Raw genomic sequence first — 20,471 nt, 5'->3', positions numbered from 1 at the left:
CCATGGCGCGCGACACAGATAAAACTGGCAAGGATTATCTGCGGCCGGAAGACCGCATTCTCTGGGAAACGGTCGCCAAGACCGCAAAGCCCTTAACGCGACAGAAGCCTGTCGCGGAAGAGCTGCCTGACTTCAAGACACTGATGGCGGAAGAAGAAAAGCGTCCCGCTTTGAAAGTGCCACAGGCTTCCAGTGATGAAGGCGCCAAGCCGAAGAAGGGCCTGTCGTCGCTCAGCGAAATGCAGATCAAGTCGCTGGATAAGCCGACTCATCGCAAGATTGCCAAAGGCAGGGTCGATATTGAAGCGCGGATCGATCTTCACGGTCTCACGCAGAATGAAGCGCATGGCCTACTCTATAGTTTTCTGGTGAGCGCCCATGCACGCGGTTTGCGGCATGTGATGGTGATCACCGGTAAGGGGCGCTCTTTCGGCAGCGAAGGCATCTTGCGCCAGGCGGTGCCGCACTGGTTTTCCACACCGCTGTTCCGGCTTCTGGTCAGCGCTTTTGAAGATGCCGCGCGCCATCATGGCGGTCACGGCGCGCTTTATGTCCGGCTGCGCCGCCAGACCCAGCAGAACTTGCTCGGCGGGGGCTTGGGCGGAGGCAGGCAGCAGCGATGACCCCGTTCGGTAAGCGATTGCGGGAACTGCGTGAAGAGCGCGGCGTGACGCAGAAAGATATGGCGGCGGCACTGCGCGTTTCGCCTGCTTATCTGTCGGCTCTCGAACATGGCCGGCGCGGACAGCCAACCTGGGATCTGCTTCAGCGCGTCATCACCTATTTCAATATCATCTGGGATGAGGCGGAAGAGCTGCAAAGCCTTGCGGCTGTTTCGCATCCGCGTGTGGTGATCGACACATCAGGCCTGTCGCCGCAGGCAACGGAGCTTGCCAATCTTCTGGCGCGCAATATCCGCATCATCGACAAGGAAACGATCAAGCGCCTCAGCGATGATATCGAGACGGCGCGCAAGCGCCGTCGCGGGATCATTCCGAAAAGCTGAATTTGTTCTTGCGCATCGAAGCGGGATCAGAAAACAGTCCTCTGGACTGTTTTCCCCGCATAGGCGCTGCGCACTTTTGCTGGAAATGCTTTCCTGATCAGAACAGGGCCTTCAACTCGTCCATCTTGGAGTTGACCAGCCAGCCGTAGTAATTTTCCTGCGGCATTTGCGGGTCGGAACGCCCTGCATTCTCGTTTGCGAGCGCACGGGCGCGGGCATCGGCACCGCCAGTATTATAGAGTGTGGCGGTCAGGCCCGGATTTTTGGAAATGTCGAAACCGGCAATCTGGCGATAGGAGTTGATCGACTGTTTCAGCGTCGCTGCGATGTAAGGCAGCGTCAGATCCGGGTCCATGATGGTCTTGTAGACGGCGCTGCCGTCTTCCGCATCAAGCTTCGGCAGACCGGAAACGCGGTTCACCATGTCGGTCATTTGCAATGCGGTCAGCGGATTGATCTGGCCGAGTCCAAATGTCTGCCCGCCATAGAAAGGCTGGAAGAAAACGGCACTGAAGCGGTTGTTCGGATAGGAATTGCCGCCCACCGACTTGCCCCGAAACGTCTTGTTCCAGACCGTTTCACGGCATGACCACAGCGAATAGCTGTCCTTGAATTTCAGGCAGTCGGCGAATTCGGGGCGCTTGATGAACTGCCCGATGCTTTCACCATTATAGCCGAAGCTCACGCCCTGATTTACATAGGACATGGCTTTCACATAATAGGTCTGAAGCCGGTCATAGACGTCGACATTATAGGTATGCTCACCGACAATCGCGCCGACAATATGAATGGGGTCGATGCCATAGGCGGCGGCGGTCGAACGAATCTTCGAGCGCAGCGAGGCGTCCTTCTTCAGAAGATTATAGATCTTCTGGTACTTCTTCTCATAGGTGGTGCTCAGTTCCCGCGTGCGCTTGGCGGAAGCGCCGGGAATAGGCGGCTGTTCCGCATTGCGGTTGCCGGGCGGCACGACTGTCACAGCATAGGCGCTCTGGCTCGCGAGCATGAAGGCCAGGGTAACACCAGCAACAGTGGAAACCGGTTTTGCATTGGAAATGGCGCGGAAACAAAAGCCAGCAATGCGGTTCAGTGTACTGTTGCTCATCATTGTGCGGAAGCGGCCCTGATATGGTAAATGGATCGTGAAATTGTGGGCAAAATAGAAAACCCCCCGACGCAAGTCGAGGGGTTTCTTTATCGAGGCATGAAAGCGACAGCGGCCGTGGCTTTCGGGTCACTTAGCACTCCAGTTGCATTCTTCGCCATGCCGGTCTGCAACGAGCAATTTCCTGCGCGCCGGTGCTCGAAAATCACTCATTTCGCCACGGCCTGACGAATTTGCAACTGTAGTGTCAGTTGTCACGGTTTACAGGATGAAGCGCGACAAGTCGGTGTTCTTGGACAGAGCACCCACCTTTTCCTTCACATAGTTCGCGTCGACGGTGAAGGTCGCGCCGGTTTTATCCGGGGCAGTGAACGAAATCTCGTCCAGCACCTTTTCCATCACCGTCTGCAAGCGACGAGCGCCGATGTTTTCGACGGTCGCATTCAGATCGACTGCAATATCGGCAAGAGCGTCAATGGCGTCGTCGGTGAAGGAAAGCGTCACCTCTTCCGTCTGCATCAGGGAAATATACTGCTTGATCAGGCTTGCCTCAGTTTCCGTGAGGATACGGCGGAAGTCTTCGCGCGTCAGAGCGGAAAGCTCGACGCGGATCGGCAGACGGCCCTGCAATTCCGGCAGAAGATCGGACGGCTTCGACACATGGAATGCGCCGGAGGTGATGAACAGGATATGATCCGTCTTCACCGGTCCGTATTTGGTCGCAACCGTGGTGCCTTCGACGAGCGGCAGCAGATCGCGCTGCACGCCTTCGCGTGAAACGCCAGCACCGCCGCCGCCTTCGCGAGAGGCGATCTTGTCGATCTCATCGATGAACACGATGCCTTCGTCTTCGGTGACGCGCAGCGCTTCCTGCACAATCTGGTCCTGATCGAGCAGCTTGTCGGATTCATCATTGACGAGGATTGCATAGGAATCCTTCACCGTGGTCTTGCGCGTCTTGGTGCGCCCGCCCATGGCCTTGCCCAGCATGTCCGACAGGTTGAGCACGCCGATGTTCGCGCCCGGCATGCCGGGGATCTCGAAATTCGAGTTCGATCCGGTATCGGCGACCTCGACCTCGATTTCCTTGTCGTCCAGCTCGCCGTTGCGCAGCTTCTTGCGGAAACTGTCGCGGGTAGCGGGGCTCGCCGTCTTGCCGACCAAAGCTTCGAGAACGCGTTCCTCGGCATTGAGATGCGCCTTGGCCTTCACGTCGTCACGGCGCTTTTCACGCACGAGCGCAATGGCGACTTCAACGAGGTCACGGATGATCTGTTCCACGTCGCGGCCGACATAGCCCACTTCGGTGAACTTGGTGGCTTCGACCTTGACGAAAGGCGCGCCCGCAAGCTTGGCGAGGCGGCGCGAGATTTCCGTCTTGCCGACGCCGGTCGGTCCGATCATCAGGATGTTCTTCGGCATGACCTCTTCGCGCATCTGCCCTTCGAGCTGCTGGCGGCGCCAGCGGTTGCGCAAGGCGATAGCCACGGCGCGCTTGGCGTCGTTCTGGCCGATGATGAACCGGTCAAGTTCCGAAACGATTTCACGGGGAGAGAAGTTACTCATTTTACAACCCACTTTGCCACTGCTTGATGAACTCGAACGGATGCAGCAGCATGATCACGTTGAGCGTAAGATTGTCGCGAATGACGATCAGCGCCAGAATTTCAAAAAAGAGCGCGATGGCGACGGTGATTTTGGTTGGCAGCTTTGCTGCGATCAGAAAGCCGAGCGCGGCGGCGAGCGTATCGGAAACCGAATTCACGATGCTGTCGCCGAAATAGTCCACCGAGGACGTATTGGCGCGATAGCGTTCAATGATGAAGTTCGAGTTTTCGACCAGCTCCCAGACCGCTTCGATGCCGACCGCAGCCGCAAGTCTCAAGCCGAGCGGGGCTTTGGGCGCGATGACCGTGAACAGCCAGTAGAACAGAAAGCCATGGATGATATGCGACAGCGTGTACCAGTCGGCTATATGCTGCGAGTTCTCCGATTTCAGAGAACCCGACCATAATTTTATGGTGCCGCATTCACACATGGCGATCCGCCCGTCGAGGTGCAGCCAGATGGCTTGCACCGCGATGATGGCAATCACGATCAGGACGCCCAGGCCCCAGCGTTGTCCACTCGGTTTGGTGACCTGCGCAAGCGAGCTCATTCTGCGTCCAGGCTTTCCACGAGGATGTTGTGGTTGGTGTAGATGCAGATATCGGCTGCGATCTCCATCGCCTTGCGGGCGATCTCTTCTGCCGACTTGTCGGTGTCGATCAGCGCACGGGCCGCAGCCAGCGCATAATTGCCACCCGAACCGATGGCCATGACGCCATGTTCCGGTTCAAGCACGTCGCCAGTGCCGGTAAGCGCCAACGTCACCTTGCTGTCGGCGACAAGCATCATGGCTTCGAGCTTGCGCAGATAACGGTCGGTACGCCAGTCCTTGGCGAGTTCGACCGAAGCGCGCATGAGCTGGTCGGGATATTGCTCCAGCTTGGCTTCGAGGCGCTCCAGAAGGGTGAAGGCGTCGGCGGTTGCGCCGGCGAAACCGGCAATGACATTGCCCTTGCCGATGCGGCGAACCTTGCGCGCATTGCCCTTCATGACGGTATTGCCGAGCGAGACCTGACCGTCGCCTGCAATCACGACCTTGCCGTTCTTGCGGACGGTCACGATGGTCGTGCCGTAAATCGTTGTGGGATTGTGTTCGATCATGGATGCTCCTTTGGCGGCTCATGCAATCCCGGACGGCGATCCCACAAGCCCCTTCATCTGAGGGTGAACCGCTTCAGCCGGTCATCTTGCCGGATGAATCGCGTTTCAATGTGGATATTTAAGAACAGCCCCCTGAATTGCAAATACTGAATTGCAAATGCCGAATTGCGGCTTGCCGGATTGGCAAAAGCATTTGGCAAAGCGGGCAAGCTGTTCTAGAACGCCTCCAGTACCCCAATGAGGATCGCTTATGACTGCTGAAAGCACCCGCAAGGCAAGTATCGAACGCTCCACGAAAGAGACGAGCATTGCCGTTTCTGTCGATGTGGATGGCGTCGGCAAGTTCGACATCACAACCGGTGTCGGCTTCTTCGATCACATGCTCGAGCAGCTTTCGCGACATTCGCTCATCGATATGCGCGTCATGGCCAAGGGCGACCTGCATATCGATGATCACCACACGGTTGAAGATACCGGCATTGCACTTGGTCAGGCTATCGCCAAAGCCTTGGGCGAACGCCGCGGCATCGTGCGCTATGCTTCGCTCGATCTCGCCATGGACGACACGCTGACCGGAGCGGCGGTCGACGTGTCCGGCCGCGCTTATCTGGTGTGGAACGTCAATTTCCCGGCAGCCAAGATCGGCACCTTCGATACCGAGCTTGTGCGTGAGTTCTTCCAGGCCTTTGCGATGAATGCAGGCATCACGCTGCATATCAACAACCACTATGGCGCCAATAACCACCATATTGCCGAGTCGATCTTCAAGGCGGTGGCCCGGGTTCTGCGCACGGCGCTGGAAACCGATCCGCGCCAGAAGGATGCAATCCCCTCCACCAAGGGGTCGCTGAAGGGATAATTCATGGCCCAGTTCGTCGTTCTGGAACCAACCGAAGCGTCTTCCAAAAAGAAGCGCAGCGGGACGAGCGTTGAACATTCCGTGTTCGTGCGCGATGGATTCCATGTGGTGGCGCTGGTTCTACCCTTTGTCTGGCTTGCGATGCAGCGCCTCTGGTTCGAGGCCTTTGCCGTTCTCGGCGTCACGTTTCTGCTCGGCTTTGTCGGGAGTTACTTCGGCATTGCCGATGCGGTTCCCCTGCTGACACTGATCGTTTCGCTGTTCGTGGCCTTTGAAGGCCCGAACTGGAAAATCGCGAAACTGAAGCGTCAGGGCTATATCGAACGGGCGGCAATCGACGCCAGCGATCTCGACGAGGCGGAAATCCGTTATTTCTTCGGGCGCACAGCGTCTGACACCACTATCGCGGAAAAGCCTGTCCCTGCATTGGATCCGGTCACGGCCAATCGATGGGACAAGGCGTCACCGCGTCCCACTTATTCCTCTACTGGCTCCACGATCGGATTCGTGGGTCATCGCGGAGAAAACTGAAAATGCGTGTTGCGATAATCGACTATGGTTCCGGCAATCTTCGCTCGGCCACCAAGGCCTTTGAGCGTGCCGCCCGCGAAAGCGGCATCAATGCCGAAATCGAACTGACGGCGGATGCTGCGCGGGTGGCGTCTGCCGACCGCGTGGTGTTGCCGGGCGTTGGCGCTTATGCCGATTGCCGTGCCGGTCTCCATGCCGTGTCGGGCATGGTTGAAGCTCTTGATGAGGTTGTCATCAAGAAGGCCCACCCGTTTCTCGGTATCTGCGTCGGCATGCAGCTCATGTCCGAGCGCGGATTGGAAAAGACCGTGACCGAAGGCCTGGGCTGGATTGCGGGCGATGTGCGCGAAATGACGCCGTCTGACCCGACGCTGAAGATTCCGCAAATTGGCTGGAATCGGATTCACGTGAAACAATCGCATCAGGCGCATCCGATTTTCCACGGAATCGAGACCGGCGAGAACGGCTTGCACGCCTATTTTGTCCATTCCTATATGTTCGACGCGAAGAAGGCGGACGAGGTTCTGGCCGTGACGGATTATGGTGGCGATGTTACTGCCGCTGTCGGTCGCGACAATATGGTGGGAACCCAGTTCCACCCGGAAAAGAGCCAGCTGCTCGGCCTTTCGCTCATTGCCAATTTCCTGAAATGGAAGCCTTGAAGACATGATCCTTTTTCCCGCCATCGATTTGAAAGACGGTCAATGCGTGCGCCTGAAGCTCGGCGACATGGATCAGGCCACCGTCTACAACACCGATCCCGCCGCGCAGGCCAAAGCCTTTGAAGATCAGGGCTTTGAATGGCTGCATGTGGTTGATCTCAACGGCGCTTTCGCTGGTGAAAGCGTCAATGGCGCTGCGGTCGAAGCAATCCTGAAGGCCACCAAAAACCCGGTGCAGCTGGGTGGTGGCATTCGCACCCTGCAGCACATTGAAAGCTGGCTTTCCAAGGGGCTGCGCCGTGTCATTCTCGGCACGGTCGCCGTGCGCGACCCGGCGCTGGTGATCGAAGCCTGCAAGGCTTTTCCGGGACAGGTCGCGGTTGGCATCGACGCCAAGGGCGGCAAGGTTGCCGTTGAAGGCTGGGCCGAAGCCTCTCAGCTTGGCGTAGTCGAACTTGCGAAGAAGTTCGAAGGCGCTGGCGTTGCCGCCATCATCTACACGGATATCGACCGCGACGGCGTACTGGCTGGCATCAACTGGGAATCGACGCTGGCGCTTGCCGAGGCGGTTTCCATTCCGGTGATCGCATCGGGCGGTCTTGCTTCGATGGACGACATCAAGCGTCTGGCTGCGCCGGATGCGAGCAAGCTCGAAGGCGCGATTTCGGGCCGTGCGCTTTATGACGGTCGCATCGATCCGGCTGAAGCGCTTTCATTGCTGAGGGCCGCAGTATGACACTCAAAGCACGCGTAATTCCCTGTCTCGATGTGAAGGATGGCCGCGTCGTCAAAGGCGTCAACTTTGTCGATCTGATTGATGCGGGCGATCCGGTGGAAGCTGCCCGCGCCTATGATGCGGCGGGAGCGGACGAATTGTGCTTCCTCGACATCACGGCGTCCTCGGACAATCGCGAGACAATTTTCGATGTAGTGGCCCGGACGGCAGAACAGTGCTTCATGCCGCTAACCGTCGGTGGCGGTGTGCGTCAGGTTGCCGATATCCGCAAACTGCTTCTGGCCGGTGCCGACAAGGTGTCGATCAACACGGCAGCGGTGAAAAATCCGGAATTCGTTGCCGAGGCGGCAGACAAGTTCGGCAATCAGTGCATCGTCGTCGCCATCGACGCCAAGAAGGTTTCCGGCGAAGGCGAAGCGGATCGCTGGGAGATCTTCACCCATGGCGGTCGCCAGACGACCGGCATCGATGCGGTGGAGTTCGCCCGAAAGGTGGTCGATCTGGGTGCAGGCGAAATCCTGCTCACCTCGATGGATCGCGATGGCACAAAGGCCGGTTACGATGTGGCGCTGACCCGTGCTGTGGCTGACAGCGTGCGCGTGCCGGTGATCGCCTCGGGCGGCGTGGGCAATCTGGATCACATGGTGGCCGGTATCCGCGACGGCCATGCGACGGCTGTGCTGGCTGCTTCGATCTTCCACTTCGGCACCTATTCGATCGGCGAAGCCAAGCGCTATATGGCCGAAGCCGGAATTCCGATGCGGCTCGATCCGGTTCGCTGAACAAAGAATATAGATGACGGGAGGAACCCCGATGAGCCAGTTTACGCTCGCAGATCTTGAACGCATCGTGGCCGAACGCGCCAGCGTGACTGATGGATCGTCCTATACGGCAAGCCTTGTTGCCAGAGGCCCGAACAAGGCCTCGCAGAAACTGGGCGAAGAAGCCGTGGAAACGGTGATTGCCGCCGTTTCCGGCGACCGCGCAGGCGTGGTTTCCGAAAGCGCCGATCTGCTTTATCACCTGATGGTGGTCTGGAAAATTGCCGGTGTGCCGCTCGAAGAGGTTCTCCAGGAACTCGACCGCCGCACGGGCCAGACCGGCCTTGAAGAAAAGGCCGCTCGCCCGAAGGCGTGATCCTATAAAGGATTGCGCTGAATAGAAGGCCAGAGAGACGACAGTTCATGTGGGAAAAAGTGGATCAGCTCACCCCTTCCAGATATTCGCCCTACCGCTTTTTCTCGGCAGAGGAATGGGCCGGCTTTCGCGCGGATACCCCCCTCACCCTGACCTATGAAGAGGTCAAGCGGTTGCGTTCGCTCGGCGATCCCATCGATCTCGATGAGGTCCGTCGCATCTATCTGTCGCTGTCGCGGCTGCTTTATGCGCATGTCGAGGCAAGCCAGCTTTTGTTTCGCCAGCGCCAGCAATTCCTCAATATGGAGGAATCCTTCAAGACGCCCTTCATCATCGGTGTTGCCGGTTCGGTGGCCGTGGGCAAGTCCACGACAGCGCGTATTCTGAAAGAACTGCTCGCCCGCTGGCCGTCCAGCCCGAAGGTCGATCTGGTGACGACGGACGGTTTCCTTTATCCGAATGCGGTTCTGCGTGAGCAGAACATGATGGAGCGCAAGGGCTTTCCGGAAAGCTACGATATCGGCGCTGTTTTGCGCTTCTTGTCGGCGATCAAGGCGGGCATGAGCCATGTGCGCGCGCCGCTTTACTCGCATCTGAGCTATGACGTGCTGCCGAATGATTATCAGGGCGTCGACAAGCCGGACATTCTGATTTTCGAGGGCATCAATGTCCTTCAGGTGCGCGATCTGCCTGAAGACGGCAAGATGGTGCCCTTCGTTTCGGATTTCTTCGACTTCTCGATCTATATCGATGCCGATCCGGAACTGATCCATAAATGGTATATTGACCGTTTCATGCGCTTGCGCGAAACGGCCTTCCGCGATCCGCAATCCTTCTTCCATCGCTATTCGCAGCTTTCGGAAGATGCGGCGCGCTCCATCGGCGAAGGCCTGTGGCAGAATATCAATCTGCGCAATCTCAATGAGAATATCCTGCCGACCCGACCGCGCGCGGACCTGATCCTGCGCAAGGGCAGCGATCATCTGATCGAAGAGGTTGCACTCAGGAAGATATGAAAAGAGGCCGGGGGAACCCGGCCTCTTTGCTAGAGCATTTCCAGCAAAAGTACGAAGCGCCTACGCGGGGAAATCAGTCCACTGGACTGATTTCTGATCCCGCTTCGATGCGTCGGATAATGCGTGAAAACAAATAGATCAGCGCCCGAGATTGGTGCGGGCGAGTTCGACGATTTCATCGCCGCGCCCGTTGATGATGGCTTTCAGCATATAGAGGCTGAAACCCTTCGCTTGCTCAGCCTTGATCTTCGGCGGCATGACAAGCTCCTGCTTGGCCGTGACCACATCGACCAGAACCGGTCCCTTGTGATCGAAAGCCTGTTGCAGCGCGCCCGGCAGGTCGACGGATTCTTCCACCCGGATACCCTTGATGCCGATGGCTTCCGCCATGGCGGCAAAGTTCGGATTGTCCAGATCGGTGCCTGTGCTGAGATAACCGCCCGCTTTCATTTCCATGGCGACGAAGCCAAGCGAGCCATTATTATAGACGATGATTTTCACCGGCAGTTTCAGCTGCGTGAGGGATAGAAAATCGCCCATCATCATGGTGAAGCCGCCATCCCCGGACAGAGAGACGACCTGCCTGTCCGGTGCTGCGGCCTGCGCGCCGAGTGCTTGCAACATGGCATTGGCCATGGAGCCGTGATTGAACGAGCCGAGCAGACGGCGCTTTCCGTTCATCTTGAGATAGCGCGCCGCCCAGACGGTGGGCGTTCCGACATCGGCGGTGAAAATGGCATCATCCTTCGCAGCCTGATCGATCAGACGCGTGAGATATTGCGGATGAATGGGCTGTCCCGCCTTTGAGGGCTGGGCGAGATCGTCCAGATCCTTGCGCGCTTTCACATAATGCGCCTTGGCGGAACTCAGGAACGTGGCGCTGCGGTTCGATTTCAGTTTGGGCAACAGGGCGGTGGCAGCTTCCTTTACGTCACTGACGACGCCAAGCGTGATCGGCGCGCGACGGCCAAGCTGGGATGGATCGCGATCGATCTGAACCACTTTCGCTTTTTCGGGATAGAAATTCCGATAGGGAAAACTGGTGCCGAGCATCAGGAGCGTGTCGCAGTTCAACATGGCGTGGTAGCCGGATGAAAATCCGATCAGGCCGGTCATGCCAACATCGTTGGGATTGTCCCACTCGATATGCTCCTTGCCGCGTAGCGCATGCACCACAGGCGCGGCGAGACGATCGGCAAGCGCCACCACGGCATCATGCGCACCGGCGCAGCCACTCCCCGCGAGGATTGTGATTTTTTCGGAGCTGTTCAGAAGATCGGCAAGCTGCCCGATATCATCATCGGACGGGATGATCCGCGGCTGCGCGACTTGGACCCAGGCTTTCGCTGCTGGGTCGTCGATCTGTTTCAGTGCAACATCACCCGGCAGGACGATCACGGCCACGCCCTGCTGTCCCACTGCCGCGCGCATGGCGCGGTGCAGCACTTCCGGCATCTGGGCGGGATTGGAGACAAGCTCGACGAAATGGCTGCATTCGCGGAACAGTTCCTGCGGATGTGTTTCCTGAAAATAGTCGAGGCCGATTTCCGACGACGGGATATGGGCGGCGATGGCCAGAACGGGCGTGCGATTGCGCTGGCAGTCGAAAAGACCGTTGATGAGGTGAAGGTTACCGGGGCCGCAGCTGCCAGCACAGACAGCCAGCTGACCTGTAACGGCGGCTTCCGCGCCAGCGGCGAAAGCGGCGGTCTCTTCGTGACGGACATGCATCCAGTCAATCTTGCCAAGGCGGCGCAGGCTGTCGTTCAGCCCGTTCAGACTATCGCCGGTCACGCCCCATATGCGCCGGACTCCGGCTTGAGCGAGGGTTTCGGCCAAAAGGTCTGCAACAGTCATGCTCATAATATCACCTCATTGAAACTCCCGTCTTCAAACTAGGGCGTCAATGAGGAGATGGTAGCGGTAATTTCAGCAGCGCTGCGCAGCGCCGCCGAAAGAATGCATCAAGCGTGATGAAAACAGCTCTATGCGGTGCAATCGGCGATGAAACGCGCCAGATAGGCATCGAAAACCGCTGGCGTTTCACGAAAAGGTGCGTGACCTGCATTATCGATGACGTGGGTTTTGCCTTCCCAGAGATTGCCGAAACGGACTTTCGAGACGAAGTCGAGTTCAACGAAAGGTTCCTCGCGCCCGTTGACCACGGCGATGGGAAGCTTGGCTTCGGCAGCGATGTCGCGCTGATTGCCACCAGTTCCGGCAGCAAATTTCTCAAACATGATGCGGCGTGCGCGACCATCGGTGCGGGCGACGATATCGAGTAGCGAGGGTTCAAACGGTTCGCCGCAGGTGCTGCGGGCATAGGATTCGACATCGCGTGCGGAAAACACTTCCTGCCCGGCCAGTGCCATGTCGGGGCCGCTTTTGAAGCCCTGCCCCACTTCCTCGCGGGCGACCGGCGGCGTGCCGGTGATCATCAGTCCGCGCATGCCGGGATAACGCGAAATCATCTCAAGGCCGATATGGCCGCCGAGCGACCAGCCGAACACCACCGCATCGGAAATGCCAAGCTTTTCCAGCACTTCGGTCATGGCATCGGCATAGCCTTCCATGGAATAGCTGCGGTCGGGATCGATGGCGTCGCCTGACTGGCCGTGGCCGGGCAGATCGGGCGCAATCACGCGCCACTTCTTGCCGATCTCGCCTTCGAGCTGGTTCTGGAAAATCGCGCTCGCGCTCGAATTGCCATGGATCATCAGCAGGGGCGCGCCCTCGCCCGCGCTTTCGCGCACCGCAATTTTGCCATGGCTGGTTTCGAGGTGGTGGAGTTTCGTGGTCATGCGTTTCCCCTGCTCTTGCGGTCTTTTCGGGATTGGAATTCAGGTCCGGAGGCAGCGCTTCAGTCGAAGGAAACCTTGCCGCGCCCTTTTTTGATATCCGCGCGGCCTGATTTTGCTTTCAGGCGGCGCTCGACGGAGCCTTTGGTCGGCCTGGTCTTCTTGCGCGGCGGCGGTGGCGGCTCGGCGGCCTTGGCGATCAGGGCGATCAGCCGTTCGCGGGCGTCTTCGCGATTGCGCTCCTGCGTGCGGAAGCGATTGGCCTCGATGAGAATGTCACCGTCCTTGGTGCCTTTCTGACCGGCCAGCTTGAAGAGGCGCGTGAGAATATCTTCCGGCAATCCCGATTGCGCCGCATGAAAGCGCAGCTGCACCGCCGTCGAAACCTTGTTGACGTTCTGTCCACCGGGACCGGAGGCGCGAATGAAGCTTTCCTCCAGATCGTCCTCGCGGATTGTCAGGCGGTTGGTGATGCGGATGATGTTCCGGTTCTCTTCCATAAGAGAACGCATACACGCTTCGTTGCTGTTGGACAAAAGAAAACCCGGCGCACGCATGCCCCCAAAAATGCGAAGGGTTTTGGGACAAGGGCATGCACAGAAAAGTCATGCCCCCCAAAAGTGCGAAGCGGTTTTGGGATGAGGGTATGCGCAGAAAAGCTGCGCGCGCCAAAGCGGGAAGCCGGATTGAGGGCAAAAGAAAGCCCGGCGCGCTGGCCGGGCTCTCTCCCTCCTCAGTATTCTGGCCTCAGTATCTCTGAGCGATTTTATTCGGCAGCGACGCGGATTGCCGGTGCTGCGTCCTTGACCTCGTGGTCGACGTGGCGTTCGAACTTCTCGAAGTTCGTGACGAACATATCGACCAGCTTCTTGGCCTGTGCGTCATAGGCAGCCTTGTCGGCCCAGGTCGAACGCGGATCGAGAATGGACGTATCCACACCCGGCACTTCAACCGGAACGGCGAAACCGAAATTCGGATCGATGCGGAATTCCGCATTGTTCAGCGAGCCGTCAAGAGCCGCAGCCAGAAGCGCGCGGGTTGCCTTGATCGGCATGCGCTTGCCGGTGCCATAGGCGCCGCCGGTCCAGCCGGTGTTGACCAGCCAGCAATCGACCTTGTGTTCGGCGATCAGCTGGCGCAGCAGATTGCCGTATTCCGACGGATGACGCGGCATGAACGGCGCACCGAAGCAGGTCGAGAAGGTTGCTTCCGGTTCGGTGACGCCCTTTTCAGTGCCAGCAACCTTTGCCGTGTAACCAGACAGGAAGTGGTACATGGCCTGTGCCGGGGTCAGCTTGGCGATTGGAGGCATCACGCCGAAAGCATCGGCGGTGAGCATGATGATGTTTTTTGGCTGACCGCCCTTGCCCGTCTTCGATGCATTCGGGATGAAATCGAGCGGATAGGCGCAACGGGTGTTTTCAGTCAGCGAGCCATCGTCGAAATCCGGCTGGCGGTTGGCGTCGAGAACGACATTTTCCAGCACAGTGCCGAAACGCTGCGTCGTGGCATAGATTTCCGGCTCTGCTTCGGCGGAAAGACGGATCGTCTTGGCATAGCAGCCGCCTTCGAAGTTGAAGATGCCGTGCTCACCCCAGCCATGCTCGTCATCGCCGATCAGCGTGCGTGTCGGGTCAGCGGAAAGCGTGGTCTTGCCCGTGCCGGACAGGCCGAAGAAGACGGCGGTGTCGCCGTTCGGGCCTTCATTGGCCGAGCAATGCATCGGCATCACGCCCTTGGCAGGCAGGAGATAGTTGAGCGCGGTGAAGACCGACTTCTTCATTTCACCGGCGTAGGACGTGCCGCCGATCAGCACGATCTTGCGGGTCAGATCGACCGCGATCACCGTTTCGGTGCGCACGCCATAACGTTCCGGATCGGCCTTGAAGGACGGCAGATCGATGATCGTCATTTCCGGCACATAGGAAGCGAGCTCTTCCTGGGCCGGGCGGATCAGCAGGTTCCGGATGAACAGCGAGTGCCAGGCATATTCGGTCACGATGCGCGCGTTGATCTTGTTGTCGGCATCTGCGCCGCCGATGAGATCCTGAACGAAAAGCTCCTTGCCCTTCGCATGCTCAATGAAATCGGCATAGAGAAGCTCGAAGGCTTCCGGCGTGATCGGCTTGTTGTTGTCCCACCAGACCTGATCTTCGGTATTGGCGTCGCGGACCACGAACTTGTCCTTCGGCGAACGACCGGTGTGCTGGCCGGTGCGGGCGACAAGCGCGCCCTGTGCGGTCAGCTCGGCTTCGCCACGGCGGATGGTTTCCTCATAGAGCCGAGCAGGCCCGAGGTTATAAAAGACTGCGGAGAGTTCCTTCAGTCCCGAAGTGGCAATGGAAGCGGCCGTGTTGTGAATGCCGGTCTCTCTCATGGTGTCTCCGCCATTTGGTTTGACAAATAAATCTGGCCTCCGTTTTTCCGTTCTCGGAGGAGTGGGGAGTCAGAAACAGATTAATTGCGGCAATTCAAATATTTAATCGGTTTAAAAATTTTGAATTTTTTTTAAATCGTTTAATTATTGCGTTTTCGCGTGTATTATTTGTGGAATACAATCTGAGCGAGTATTAACCAAAGAATGATTCGCCAAAGCGTGTTTCGCGGCTTCTTACAGGGCCGCCACATTTTGTACCTAATTTGTACTGCACAAGCTGCATCACTATAATAGTATCGATGTGCAAATCAGGCGCTCGATTTTCGAACCGCCCTCCAGCCGGTTGCGCCGGGTGGAATGCCAGATGGTCAATGCTCCAATGGGATGCATGCCCTGGCAAAACATGAAGGAGAAGGGTCCGCATGAAGGAAGCCTCGGCAACGCAGACAATTGCGCTGGTCGACGATGACCGTAACATTCTGACCTCCGTTTCCATTGCGCTGGAGTCGGAAGGCTATCGGGTTGAAACCTACACCGACGGCGCTTCCGCTCTTGATGGTCTGATGGCGCGTCCGCCAAATCTCGCGATCTTCGATATCAAGATGCCGCGTATGGATGGCATGGAGCTTCTGCGCCGCCTGCGCCAGAAGTCCGATCTTCCGGTCATCTTCCTGACCTCGAAGGACGACGAGATCGACGAACTCTTCGGTCTCAAGATGGGCGCCGACGATTTCATCACCAAGCCGTTCTCGCAGCGTCTGCTGGTGGAGCGCGTGAAGGCTGTTCTGCGCCGCGTCGCTGCGCGCGACGGTACGGCCAAGCCTGCGGGCCAGCCATCCAAGTCGCTGGAACGCGGTCAGCTGGTCATGGATCAGGAACGCCATACCTGCACCTGGAAGGGCGAGCCCGTCACGCTGACGGTCACCGAGTTCCTCATCCTGCATTCGCTGGCACAGCGCCCCGGCGTCGTGAAAAGCCGTGACGCCTTGATGGATGCAGCCTATGATGAGCAGGTCTATGTGGATGATCGCACTATCGACAGCCACATCAAGCGCCTTCGCAAGAAGTTCAAGGTGGTTGACGACGACTTCGAGATGATCGAAACGCTCTATGGCGTCGGCTATCGCTTCCGCGAGGCTTGATGCATATGATTATCAATGCCGGGTGCGATATCCCGGCATTGGTCAGGAATATTTGACGCATATCCTATCCGAAAGCCGTTCACACTTTTCGGGATGTGCTCTAGCACGAGTAACCTAAGCGAGATGGTCGCAGAGACCCAGAACGAAGGCCTTGCAGGCCAGAAAACGAGTTTGCAAGCGAACTTGCGTGAGCGCAGAGCGCGGCGACAGCGCTCGGTGTTCTGGCGTCGCCTGTTTGCGCCCTTTCGCAAGTTTCTCGGTCAATATCTCTTTTCGAGCCTGACGCGCCGCATCCTGTTCCTCAACCTTGCGGCGCTCGGCGTTCTCGTCTCCGGCATTCTCTATATGAACCAGTTCCGCGAGGGGCTGATCGACGCGAAGGTGGAAAGCCTTCTCACTCAGGGCAAGATCATCGCTGCGGCGATTTCTGCCTCGGCAACGGTCGATACCAACTCGCTGATGGTCGATCCGGAAAAGCTTCTGGAGCTGCAGGCCGGGCAAAGCCTGACCCCCTCGCCCGATTCTCCCGATAATTGGGAATTCCCGATCAATCCTGAAAAGGTTTCCCCGCTGTTGCGCCGGTTGATTTCGCCGACCAGCACGCGTGCGCGTATCTATGATCGCTACGCCAATATGCTGCTGGATTCGCGCGCGCTCTATTCGCCGAGTTTCCCGTCGTCCGGGCCGGTGCTGCGCTATGATCTGCCGCCCATCGAGGAAGAAAAGCCCAGTGTTTGGGAGCGTTTCAGCCGATGGTTCACCAGCTTCTTCTTTGGCGGTGGCTTGCCGGTCTATCAGGAACAGCCGGGCGGTAACGGTCTTGCCTTCCCAGAGATCGTCAAGGCGCTGACGGGTTCCCCGCAAACGGCGCAGCGGCGAAACGAGAAAGGCGAACTCGTGGTTTCGGTCGCGGTTCCTGTCCAGCGTTCGCGTGCCATTCTCGGTGTGCTGCTGCTGTCGACCGAAGGCGACGATATCGACAAGATCGTGCAGGGCGAGCGCATGGCGGTCTTCCGCGTGTTCGGCGTCGTCGCGCTGGTCATGGTGATCCTGTCGCTCTTTCTCGCATCGACCATCGCAAGCCCGCTACGCAAATTGTCGGCTGCAGCGGATCGTGTCCGTCATGGCGTCAAGAACCGTGTCGAAATTCCCGATTTCTCGGAACGTCAGGACGAAGTGGGCCATCTCTCCACCTCCATCCGCGAGATGACGGATTCGCTCTATACACGCATCGAAGCCATTGAGAGCTTTGCCGCTGATGTCAGTCACGAGCTGAAGAACCCCCTCACCTCGCTCCGCAGCGCGGTCGAGACCCTGCCGCTCGCCAAGTCCGAGGAATCGCGCAAGCGTCTGCTCGACATCATCCAGCATGATGTGCGCCGTCTGGATCGACTGATCACCGATATTTCGGATGCTTCCCGTCTCGATGCCGAACTGGCGCGTGAACATATCGATCGTGTGGATATGAAGACGCTACTCACCAATCTTGTGACTGCCGCGCGCGAAGTGCGCCGCAACAAGATCGGCACAGAAATCGTCTTCAATACCGGCAAGCTGCCCGCAGGCAAAAAGGCATTCTATGTCGCGGGCCATGATCTGCGGCTCGGTCAGGTGGTGAGCAACCTCATTGAAAATGCACGCTCCTTCGTACCGGACGATACGGGTCGTATCGTGGTGACGTTGCAGGGAGAAGGCAGCCGTCTGCGTGTTCTGGTCGAAGATAACGGACCGGGCATCCCCATCGAGAATATCGAGCGAATTTTCGAGCGTTTCTATACGGATCGTCCGGCCTCGGAGGCTTTCGGACAGAATTCCGGCCTTGGTCTGTCGATCAGCCGCCAGATCATCGAAGCGCATGGTGGCACGCTGACGGCGGAGAACATTGTCGATCCGGCCAAGCCGGATGAATTCAGGGGCGCTCGCTTCATCGTCGATCTTCCGGCCAGCACATGACCCCGGAAGAAGCCAAGAGCGGTCTGCATGCCACCACCGTGCAATTGCGCGGAAAGGGCGTGATGATCATGGGCCGCTCGGGCGCGGGCAAGACTGAACTCGCACTGACACTTATCGAGCGGGCTTCCCTTCGCGGTGAACAGGCTTTTCTGGTCAGCGATGATCGCACGATGCTGCGGTCGGAAGATAATCATCTCATCGCCAGCGCTCCGGCTGCCCTTGCGGGTGGTGTGGAGATTCGCGGTGCGGGCCTGTTCAGGGTGCCTTTTGTCGCCAGTGCGACGCTTGATCTGGTGATCTGGCTTGTGGCCCGCGAAGAAGCGGAGCGCTATCCCGGCGGTGGAAGCTGGAGTTTTGAAGCCATCGATCTGCCGCGGTTGCTTTTGCCGTCCCTGTCGTCAAATGGCGATTCCAACGCGCTGTCGCGGGCGATCGAGGCGACTTTATTCTACGAACCATGGTCGCCGGAGAATCGCTGAGCCGATGATGGTTTCGATTCGATGAAGATTTCACACCGCTGCGGCATTTTGCTTTTTTCAAGGCGGGGTAGAGATTTTTCACTTGCTATAAGGATTTGCCCTGCCAAGATGCACAACTCGCCGGCATGGTTCCGGCTGCAGTACGATCCTTAAAACGGAACAGGTTTTTTGGAGTGATCGTACTGGAACAAAGCAGGTGCCATCTGATCATCTGGCGGGGTGATGCGGCGGGCGCGCGACGGGAGCTTTTATAGTATGATCGGACTCGTGCTTGTTACGCACGGAAGGCTGGCCGAAGAGTTTCTTCATGCCGTTGAGCATGTGGTAGGCCCGCAGGATAATTTCGAAACCGTATGCATCGGTGCGGAAGATGACATGGAGCAGCGTCGGCGGGATATCGTCGAAGCTGTTGAACGCGCCGAAAATGGCAGCGGCGTCATCATCCTGACCGACATGTTCGGTGGAACTCCATCCAATCTGGCCATTTCGGTCATGCAGGAAGGCAAGATTGAAGTCATCGCAGGCGTCAATCTGCCGATGCTGATCAAGCTTTCGAGCGTGCGGGTCGGGGGTGATATCAAGACTGCGCTTCGCGAGGCGCAGGATGCGGGGCGCAAATATATCAACGTCGCAAGTCAGGTTCTGACAGGAAAGTAATATATGCCGTCCAGCGTCACCCTTACTGGCGAATATGATCCCGAAACTGCCATTTCCCGGTCGCTTGAGATCGTGAACAAGCGCGGGCTGCATGCCCGCGCCTCCGCCAAGTTCGTCCAGCTCGTCGATGGCTATGATGCGCATGTCCGCGTTTCCAAGGACGGCATGACCGTTGGGGGCACCTCCATCATGGGATTGATGATGCTGGCCGCCTCGCCCGGTTGCTGCATCGAGGTCAGCGCCTCCGGTGAACAGGCCGAAACCGTGCTCAATGCCTTGCAGGTACTGATTGCCGACAAGTTCGGCGAGGAATGCTGATCCCATTGGACAGCCTTGCCGCGCCTGTCGCGGTGTTTGACGCAGGCATTGGAAGCTACGCGCTGGTCGAGCTGATCAGACGCCGACAGCCCCAGCGGGACATCATCTATTTTGCAGATCGGGCGCGTTTTCCCTATGGCGGGAAAACGCGAAGCGAGCTGTTGTCCATTATGCGCAGCACAATCGACTATTTGATCGGTCTCGGTGCGGAGAGCGTCGTTCTGGCGTCCAATGCCCCGTCGATCATGGTGCTGGATGAATTGAAGGATCAATTCGCTGTTCCAGTCTATGGGGTTGCTCCTCCTGTTCGGGAGGCAATCGCGACCAGCCGCAGTGGCCATGTTGCGGTCATGGGCGTTCGTTCAATGATTGAAAGCGCCGAACTCAGCGCGTTTGTGCATACCCAAGCGACTGGATCGGCTGAGGTTAGTCTCATCAATGCTTCTCCCATGGTCGAGCTTGTGGAAAGCGGTCTGTTTCTGTCAGACCCGGCAAGCACCGCCGAAGACGTTGCCCGCTTCTGCGATGCGATTGTGGCGAAGCATCCACACATCGATGTTCTGACTTTGTCGAGTACGCATCTGCCCTGGCTGCGACCGTTCTTTGAGAAAGCGCGTCCCGATTGGCTGTTTCTCGACCCGGCGGATAGCGTCGTTTCGGCCCTTCCCTCCTCACAAGGCGGCTCCGGGCAGACCGTAGCGCTGGTGACCGAGAACACCGCCTATCCGGCGTCGGAGTTCCGAAGAATGTTGGAAATTCTTGGGATCAATCTCGATTTGACCGTGGTGGAACCGGCAATCGGCTAATTGTTCGATATGCACGTATAAAGATTTGTTTATATGAAGTTGTGCTTCGGCCCGCGATCTGCTAGTCAAAGCGGCAGCCGGAGCGGCTTTTATCGACGATATTCCGTTCCTGAACCATGTCTACAACGCCATTCCGAACCGGTTTCATTGCCGTATCGGAATTGTTTTTGATTGGAGCAC

At 57.9% G+C, this 20,471-nt stretch carries 23 protein-coding genes; 15 read left to right on the top strand and 8 right to left on the bottom strand.

Going from position 1 to position 20,471, the window contains the following annotated elements; all coding sequences use genetic code 11:
* Window positions 1-2 precede the first annotated feature (2 nt).
* Both FHW00_RS01650 and FHW00_RS01645 read left to right on the top strand, forming a co-directional pair.
* Window positions 3-623 carry a Smr/MutS family protein gene (locus tag FHW00_RS01650; RefSeq protein WP_078337632.1) on the top strand — a complete coding sequence of 207 codons (621 nt, stop codon included), beginning with the start codon at window positions 3-5 and terminating at the stop codon, window positions 621-623.
* Window positions 620-1,006, top strand: a complete 387-nt coding sequence (locus tag FHW00_RS01645; protein WP_078337633.1) for a helix-turn-helix domain-containing protein — start codon at window positions 620-622, stop codon at window positions 1,004-1,006. Before FHW00_RS01650 ends, FHW00_RS01645 begins: the two co-directional genes overlap by 4 nt.
* 97 nt (window positions 1,007-1,103) lie before the next feature.
* Here FHW00_RS01645 and FHW00_RS01640 read toward each other — a convergent pair whose 3' ends face one another.
* The 4 genes from FHW00_RS01640 to hslV all read right to left on the bottom strand — a co-directional run bounded on the left by FHW00_RS01640 (window position 1,104) and on the right by hslV (window position 4,820).
* Entirely contained in the window at window positions 1,104-2,111 is a 1,008-nt protein-coding gene (locus FHW00_RS01640) for a DUF1402 family protein (RefSeq protein WP_078337817.1), read from the bottom strand.
* Between the two features lie 261 nt (window positions 2,112-2,372).
* Window positions 2,373-3,677 (bottom strand): ATP-dependent protease ATPase subunit HslU, encoded by a 1,305-nt coding sequence (gene hslU / locus FHW00_RS01635; RefSeq protein ID WP_078337635.1) that lies wholly within the window; start codon window positions 3,675-3,677, stop codon window positions 2,373-2,375.
* Window position 3,678: 1 nt separating this feature from the next.
* Entirely contained in the window at window positions 3,679-4,269 is a 591-nt protein-coding gene (locus FHW00_RS01630) for a DUF2585 domain-containing protein (protein WP_078337636.1), read from the bottom strand.
* Window positions 4,266-4,820: an ATP-dependent protease subunit HslV gene (gene hslV / locus FHW00_RS01625; RefSeq protein WP_078337637.1), complete on the bottom strand. Its 555-nt coding sequence runs from the start codon at window positions 4,818-4,820 to the stop codon at window positions 4,266-4,268. Before hslV ends, FHW00_RS01630 begins: the two co-directional genes overlap by 4 nt.
* A 250-nt stretch (window positions 4,821-5,070) precedes the next feature.
* Between hslV and hisB the strand changes: the two genes are divergently transcribed.
* The 7 genes from hisB to coaA are packed head-to-tail and all read left to right on the top strand — an operon-like array spanning window position 5,071 to window position 9,761.
* The gene (gene hisB / locus FHW00_RS01620) at window positions 5,071-5,679 is read left to right on the top strand and encodes an imidazoleglycerol-phosphate dehydratase HisB (protein ID WP_078337638.1); all 609 of its coding nucleotides are present in this window, start codon (window positions 5,071-5,073) and stop codon (window positions 5,677-5,679) included.
* 3 nt (window positions 5,680-5,682) lie between these two features.
* Window positions 5,683-6,210, top strand: a complete 528-nt coding sequence (locus FHW00_RS01615; RefSeq protein WP_078337639.1) for a DUF2628 domain-containing protein — start codon at window positions 5,683-5,685, stop codon at window positions 6,208-6,210.
* Between the two features lie 2 nt (window positions 6,211-6,212).
* Complete coding sequence (hisH, locus tag FHW00_RS01610; RefSeq protein ID WP_078337640.1) at window positions 6,213-6,872, top strand: imidazole glycerol phosphate synthase subunit HisH; 660 nt, start codon at window positions 6,213-6,215, stop codon at window positions 6,870-6,872.
* Between the two features lie 4 nt (window positions 6,873-6,876).
* The gene (gene hisA / locus FHW00_RS01605) at window positions 6,877-7,608 is read left to right on the top strand and encodes a 1-(5-phosphoribosyl)-5-[(5-phosphoribosylamino)methylideneamino]imidazole-4-carboxamide isomerase (protein ID WP_078337641.1); all 732 of its coding nucleotides are present in this window, start codon (window positions 6,877-6,879) and stop codon (window positions 7,606-7,608) included.
* Window positions 7,605-8,390 carry an imidazole glycerol phosphate synthase subunit HisF gene (gene hisF, locus FHW00_RS01600; protein ID WP_078337642.1) on the top strand — a complete coding sequence of 262 codons (786 nt, stop codon included), beginning with the start codon at window positions 7,605-7,607 and terminating at the stop codon, window positions 8,388-8,390. The genes hisA and hisF overlap by 4 nt, the downstream gene beginning before the upstream one ends.
* Before the next feature lie 31 nt (window positions 8,391-8,421).
* Complete coding sequence (locus FHW00_RS01595) at window positions 8,422-8,745, top strand: phosphoribosyl-ATP diphosphatase (RefSeq protein WP_078337643.1); 324 nt, start codon at window positions 8,422-8,424, stop codon at window positions 8,743-8,745.
* 47 nt (window positions 8,746-8,792) lie between these two features.
* Window positions 8,793-9,761 (top strand): type I pantothenate kinase, encoded by a 969-nt coding sequence (gene coaA / locus FHW00_RS01590; protein ID WP_078337644.1) that lies wholly within the window; start codon window positions 8,793-8,795, stop codon window positions 9,759-9,761.
* Window positions 9,762-9,899: 138 nt separating this feature from the next.
* Here coaA and poxB read toward each other — a convergent pair whose 3' ends face one another.
* The 4 genes from poxB to FHW00_RS01570 all read right to left on the bottom strand — a co-directional run bounded on the left by poxB (window position 9,900) and on the right by FHW00_RS01570 (window position 14,936).
* Window positions 9,900-11,624 carry a ubiquinone-dependent pyruvate dehydrogenase gene (gene poxB / locus FHW00_RS01585; protein ID WP_078337645.1) on the bottom strand — a complete coding sequence of 575 codons (1,725 nt, stop codon included), beginning with the start codon at window positions 11,622-11,624 and terminating at the stop codon, window positions 9,900-9,902.
* A 122-nt stretch (window positions 11,625-11,746) separates the two neighbouring features.
* Window positions 11,747-12,562 (bottom strand): alpha/beta fold hydrolase, encoded by an 816-nt coding sequence (locus FHW00_RS01580; protein ID WP_078337646.1) that lies wholly within the window; start codon window positions 12,560-12,562, stop codon window positions 11,747-11,749.
* Between the two features lie 59 nt (window positions 12,563-12,621).
* Window positions 12,622-13,071: an alternative ribosome rescue aminoacyl-tRNA hydrolase ArfB gene (gene arfB / locus FHW00_RS01575; protein ID WP_171058694.1), complete on the bottom strand. Its 450-nt coding sequence runs from the start codon at window positions 13,069-13,071 to the stop codon at window positions 12,622-12,624.
* 254 nt (window positions 13,072-13,325) lie between these two features.
* Window positions 13,326-14,936 (bottom strand): phosphoenolpyruvate carboxykinase, encoded by a 1,611-nt coding sequence (locus FHW00_RS01570; protein WP_078337647.1) that lies wholly within the window; start codon window positions 14,934-14,936, stop codon window positions 13,326-13,328.
* Window positions 14,937-15,358: 422 nt separating this feature from the next.
* Between FHW00_RS01570 and FHW00_RS01565 the strand changes: the two genes are divergently transcribed.
* The 6 genes from FHW00_RS01565 to FHW00_RS01540 all read left to right on the top strand — a co-directional run bounded on the left by FHW00_RS01565 (window position 15,359) and on the right by FHW00_RS01540 (window position 20,291).
* On the top strand, window positions 15,359-16,078 hold the full coding sequence (locus FHW00_RS01565) for a response regulator transcription factor (protein ID WP_078337648.1): 720 nt from the start codon (window positions 15,359-15,361) through the stop codon (window positions 16,076-16,078).
* A gap of 123 nt (window positions 16,079-16,201) precedes the next feature.
* Entirely contained in the window at window positions 16,202-18,031 is a 1,830-nt protein-coding gene (locus FHW00_RS01560; RefSeq protein WP_078337649.1) for a stimulus-sensing domain-containing protein, read from the top strand.
* Entirely contained in the window at window positions 18,028-18,510 is a 483-nt protein-coding gene (locus tag FHW00_RS01555) for an HPr kinase/phosphorylase (RefSeq protein ID WP_078337650.1), read from the top strand. Before FHW00_RS01560 ends, FHW00_RS01555 begins: the two co-directional genes overlap by 4 nt.
* Window positions 18,511-18,765: 255 nt before the next feature.
* Entirely contained in the window at window positions 18,766-19,167 is a 402-nt protein-coding gene (locus FHW00_RS01550) for a PTS sugar transporter subunit IIA (protein ID WP_078337651.1), read from the top strand.
* Window positions 19,168-19,170: 3 nt separating this feature from the next.
* Window positions 19,171-19,485: an HPr family phosphocarrier protein gene (locus FHW00_RS01545; protein ID WP_078337652.1), complete on the top strand. Its 315-nt coding sequence runs from the start codon at window positions 19,171-19,173 to the stop codon at window positions 19,483-19,485.
* The gene (locus tag FHW00_RS01540) at window positions 19,479-20,291 is read left to right on the top strand and encodes a glutamate racemase (protein WP_078337653.1); all 813 of its coding nucleotides are present in this window, start codon (window positions 19,479-19,481) and stop codon (window positions 20,289-20,291) included. Before FHW00_RS01545 ends, FHW00_RS01540 begins: the two co-directional genes overlap by 7 nt.
* Window positions 20,292-20,471 lie beyond the last annotated feature (180 nt).

It is taken from the genome of Ochrobactrum sp. P6BSIII, from assembly GCF_014138065.1.
Lineage (GTDB): Bacteria > Pseudomonadota > Alphaproteobacteria > Rhizobiales > Rhizobiaceae > Brucella.
This window is presented reverse-complemented; position numbering and strand designations above follow the sequence as displayed.

Excerpts from the sequence above, each read along its gene's own strand:
- hslU (WP_078337635.1), bottom strand. The coding sequence starts at position 3,677 with ATGAGTAACTTCTCTCCCCGTGAAATCGTTTCGGAACTTGACCGGTTC.
- FHW00_RS01580 (WP_078337646.1), bottom strand. The coding sequence starts at position 12,562 with ATGACCACGAAACTCCACCACCTCGAAACCAGCCATGGCAAAATTGCG.
- arfB (WP_171058694.1), bottom strand. The coding sequence starts at position 13,071 with ATGCGTTCTCTTATGGAAGAGAACCGGAACATCATCCGCATCACCAAC.
- FHW00_RS01545 (WP_078337652.1), top strand. The coding sequence starts at position 19,171 with ATGCCGTCCAGCGTCACCCTTACTGGCGAATATGATCCCGAAACTGCC.
- FHW00_RS01565 (WP_078337648.1), top strand. The coding sequence starts at position 15,359 with ATGAAGGAAGCCTCGGCAACGCAGACAATTGCGCTGGTCGACGATGAC.
- FHW00_RS01560 (WP_078337649.1), top strand. The coding sequence starts at position 16,202 with ATGGTCGCAGAGACCCAGAACGAAGGCCTTGCAGGCCAGAAAACGAGT.
- FHW00_RS01555 (WP_078337650.1), top strand. The coding sequence starts at position 18,028 with ATGACCCCGGAAGAAGCCAAGAGCGGTCTGCATGCCACCACCGTGCAA.
- FHW00_RS01630 (WP_078337636.1), bottom strand. The coding sequence starts at position 4,269 with ATGAGCTCGCTTGCGCAGGTCACCAAACCGAGTGGACAACGCTGGGGC.
- FHW00_RS01595 (WP_078337643.1), top strand. The coding sequence starts at position 8,422 with ATGAGCCAGTTTACGCTCGCAGATCTTGAACGCATCGTGGCCGAACGC.
- hisH (WP_078337640.1), top strand. The coding sequence starts at position 6,213 with ATGCGTGTTGCGATAATCGACTATGGTTCCGGCAATCTTCGCTCGGCC.
- FHW00_RS01650 (WP_078337632.1), top strand. The coding sequence starts at position 3 with ATGGCGCGCGACACAGATAAAACTGGCAAGGATTATCTGCGGCCGGAA.
- FHW00_RS01640 (WP_078337817.1), bottom strand. The coding sequence starts at position 2,111 with ATGAGCAACAGTACACTGAACCGCATTGCTGGCTTTTGTTTCCGCGCC.
- hslV (WP_078337637.1), bottom strand. The coding sequence starts at position 4,820 with ATGATCGAACACAATCCCACAACGATTTACGGCACGACCATCGTGACC.
- FHW00_RS01615 (WP_078337639.1), top strand. The coding sequence starts at position 5,683 with ATGGCCCAGTTCGTCGTTCTGGAACCAACCGAAGCGTCTTCCAAAAAG.
- coaA (WP_078337644.1), top strand. The coding sequence starts at position 8,793 with ATGTGGGAAAAAGTGGATCAGCTCACCCCTTCCAGATATTCGCCCTAC.
- hisF (WP_078337642.1), top strand. The coding sequence starts at position 7,605 with ATGACACTCAAAGCACGCGTAATTCCCTGTCTCGATGTGAAGGATGGC.
- FHW00_RS01570 (WP_078337647.1), bottom strand. The coding sequence starts at position 14,936 with ATGAGAGAGACCGGCATTCACAACACGGCCGCTTCCATTGCCACTTCG.
- hisB (WP_078337638.1), top strand. The coding sequence starts at position 5,071 with ATGACTGCTGAAAGCACCCGCAAGGCAAGTATCGAACGCTCCACGAAA.
- FHW00_RS01550 (WP_078337651.1), top strand. The coding sequence starts at position 18,766 with ATGATCGGACTCGTGCTTGTTACGCACGGAAGGCTGGCCGAAGAGTTT.
- FHW00_RS01645 (WP_078337633.1), top strand. The coding sequence starts at position 620 with ATGACCCCGTTCGGTAAGCGATTGCGGGAACTGCGTGAAGAGCGCGGC.
- poxB (WP_078337645.1), bottom strand. The coding sequence starts at position 11,624 with ATGAGCATGACTGTTGCAGACCTTTTGGCCGAAACCCTCGCTCAAGCC.
- FHW00_RS01540 (WP_078337653.1), top strand. The coding sequence starts at position 19,479 with ATGCTGATCCCATTGGACAGCCTTGCCGCGCCTGTCGCGGTGTTTGAC.
- hisA (WP_078337641.1), top strand. The coding sequence starts at position 6,877 with ATGATCCTTTTTCCCGCCATCGATTTGAAAGACGGTCAATGCGTGCGC.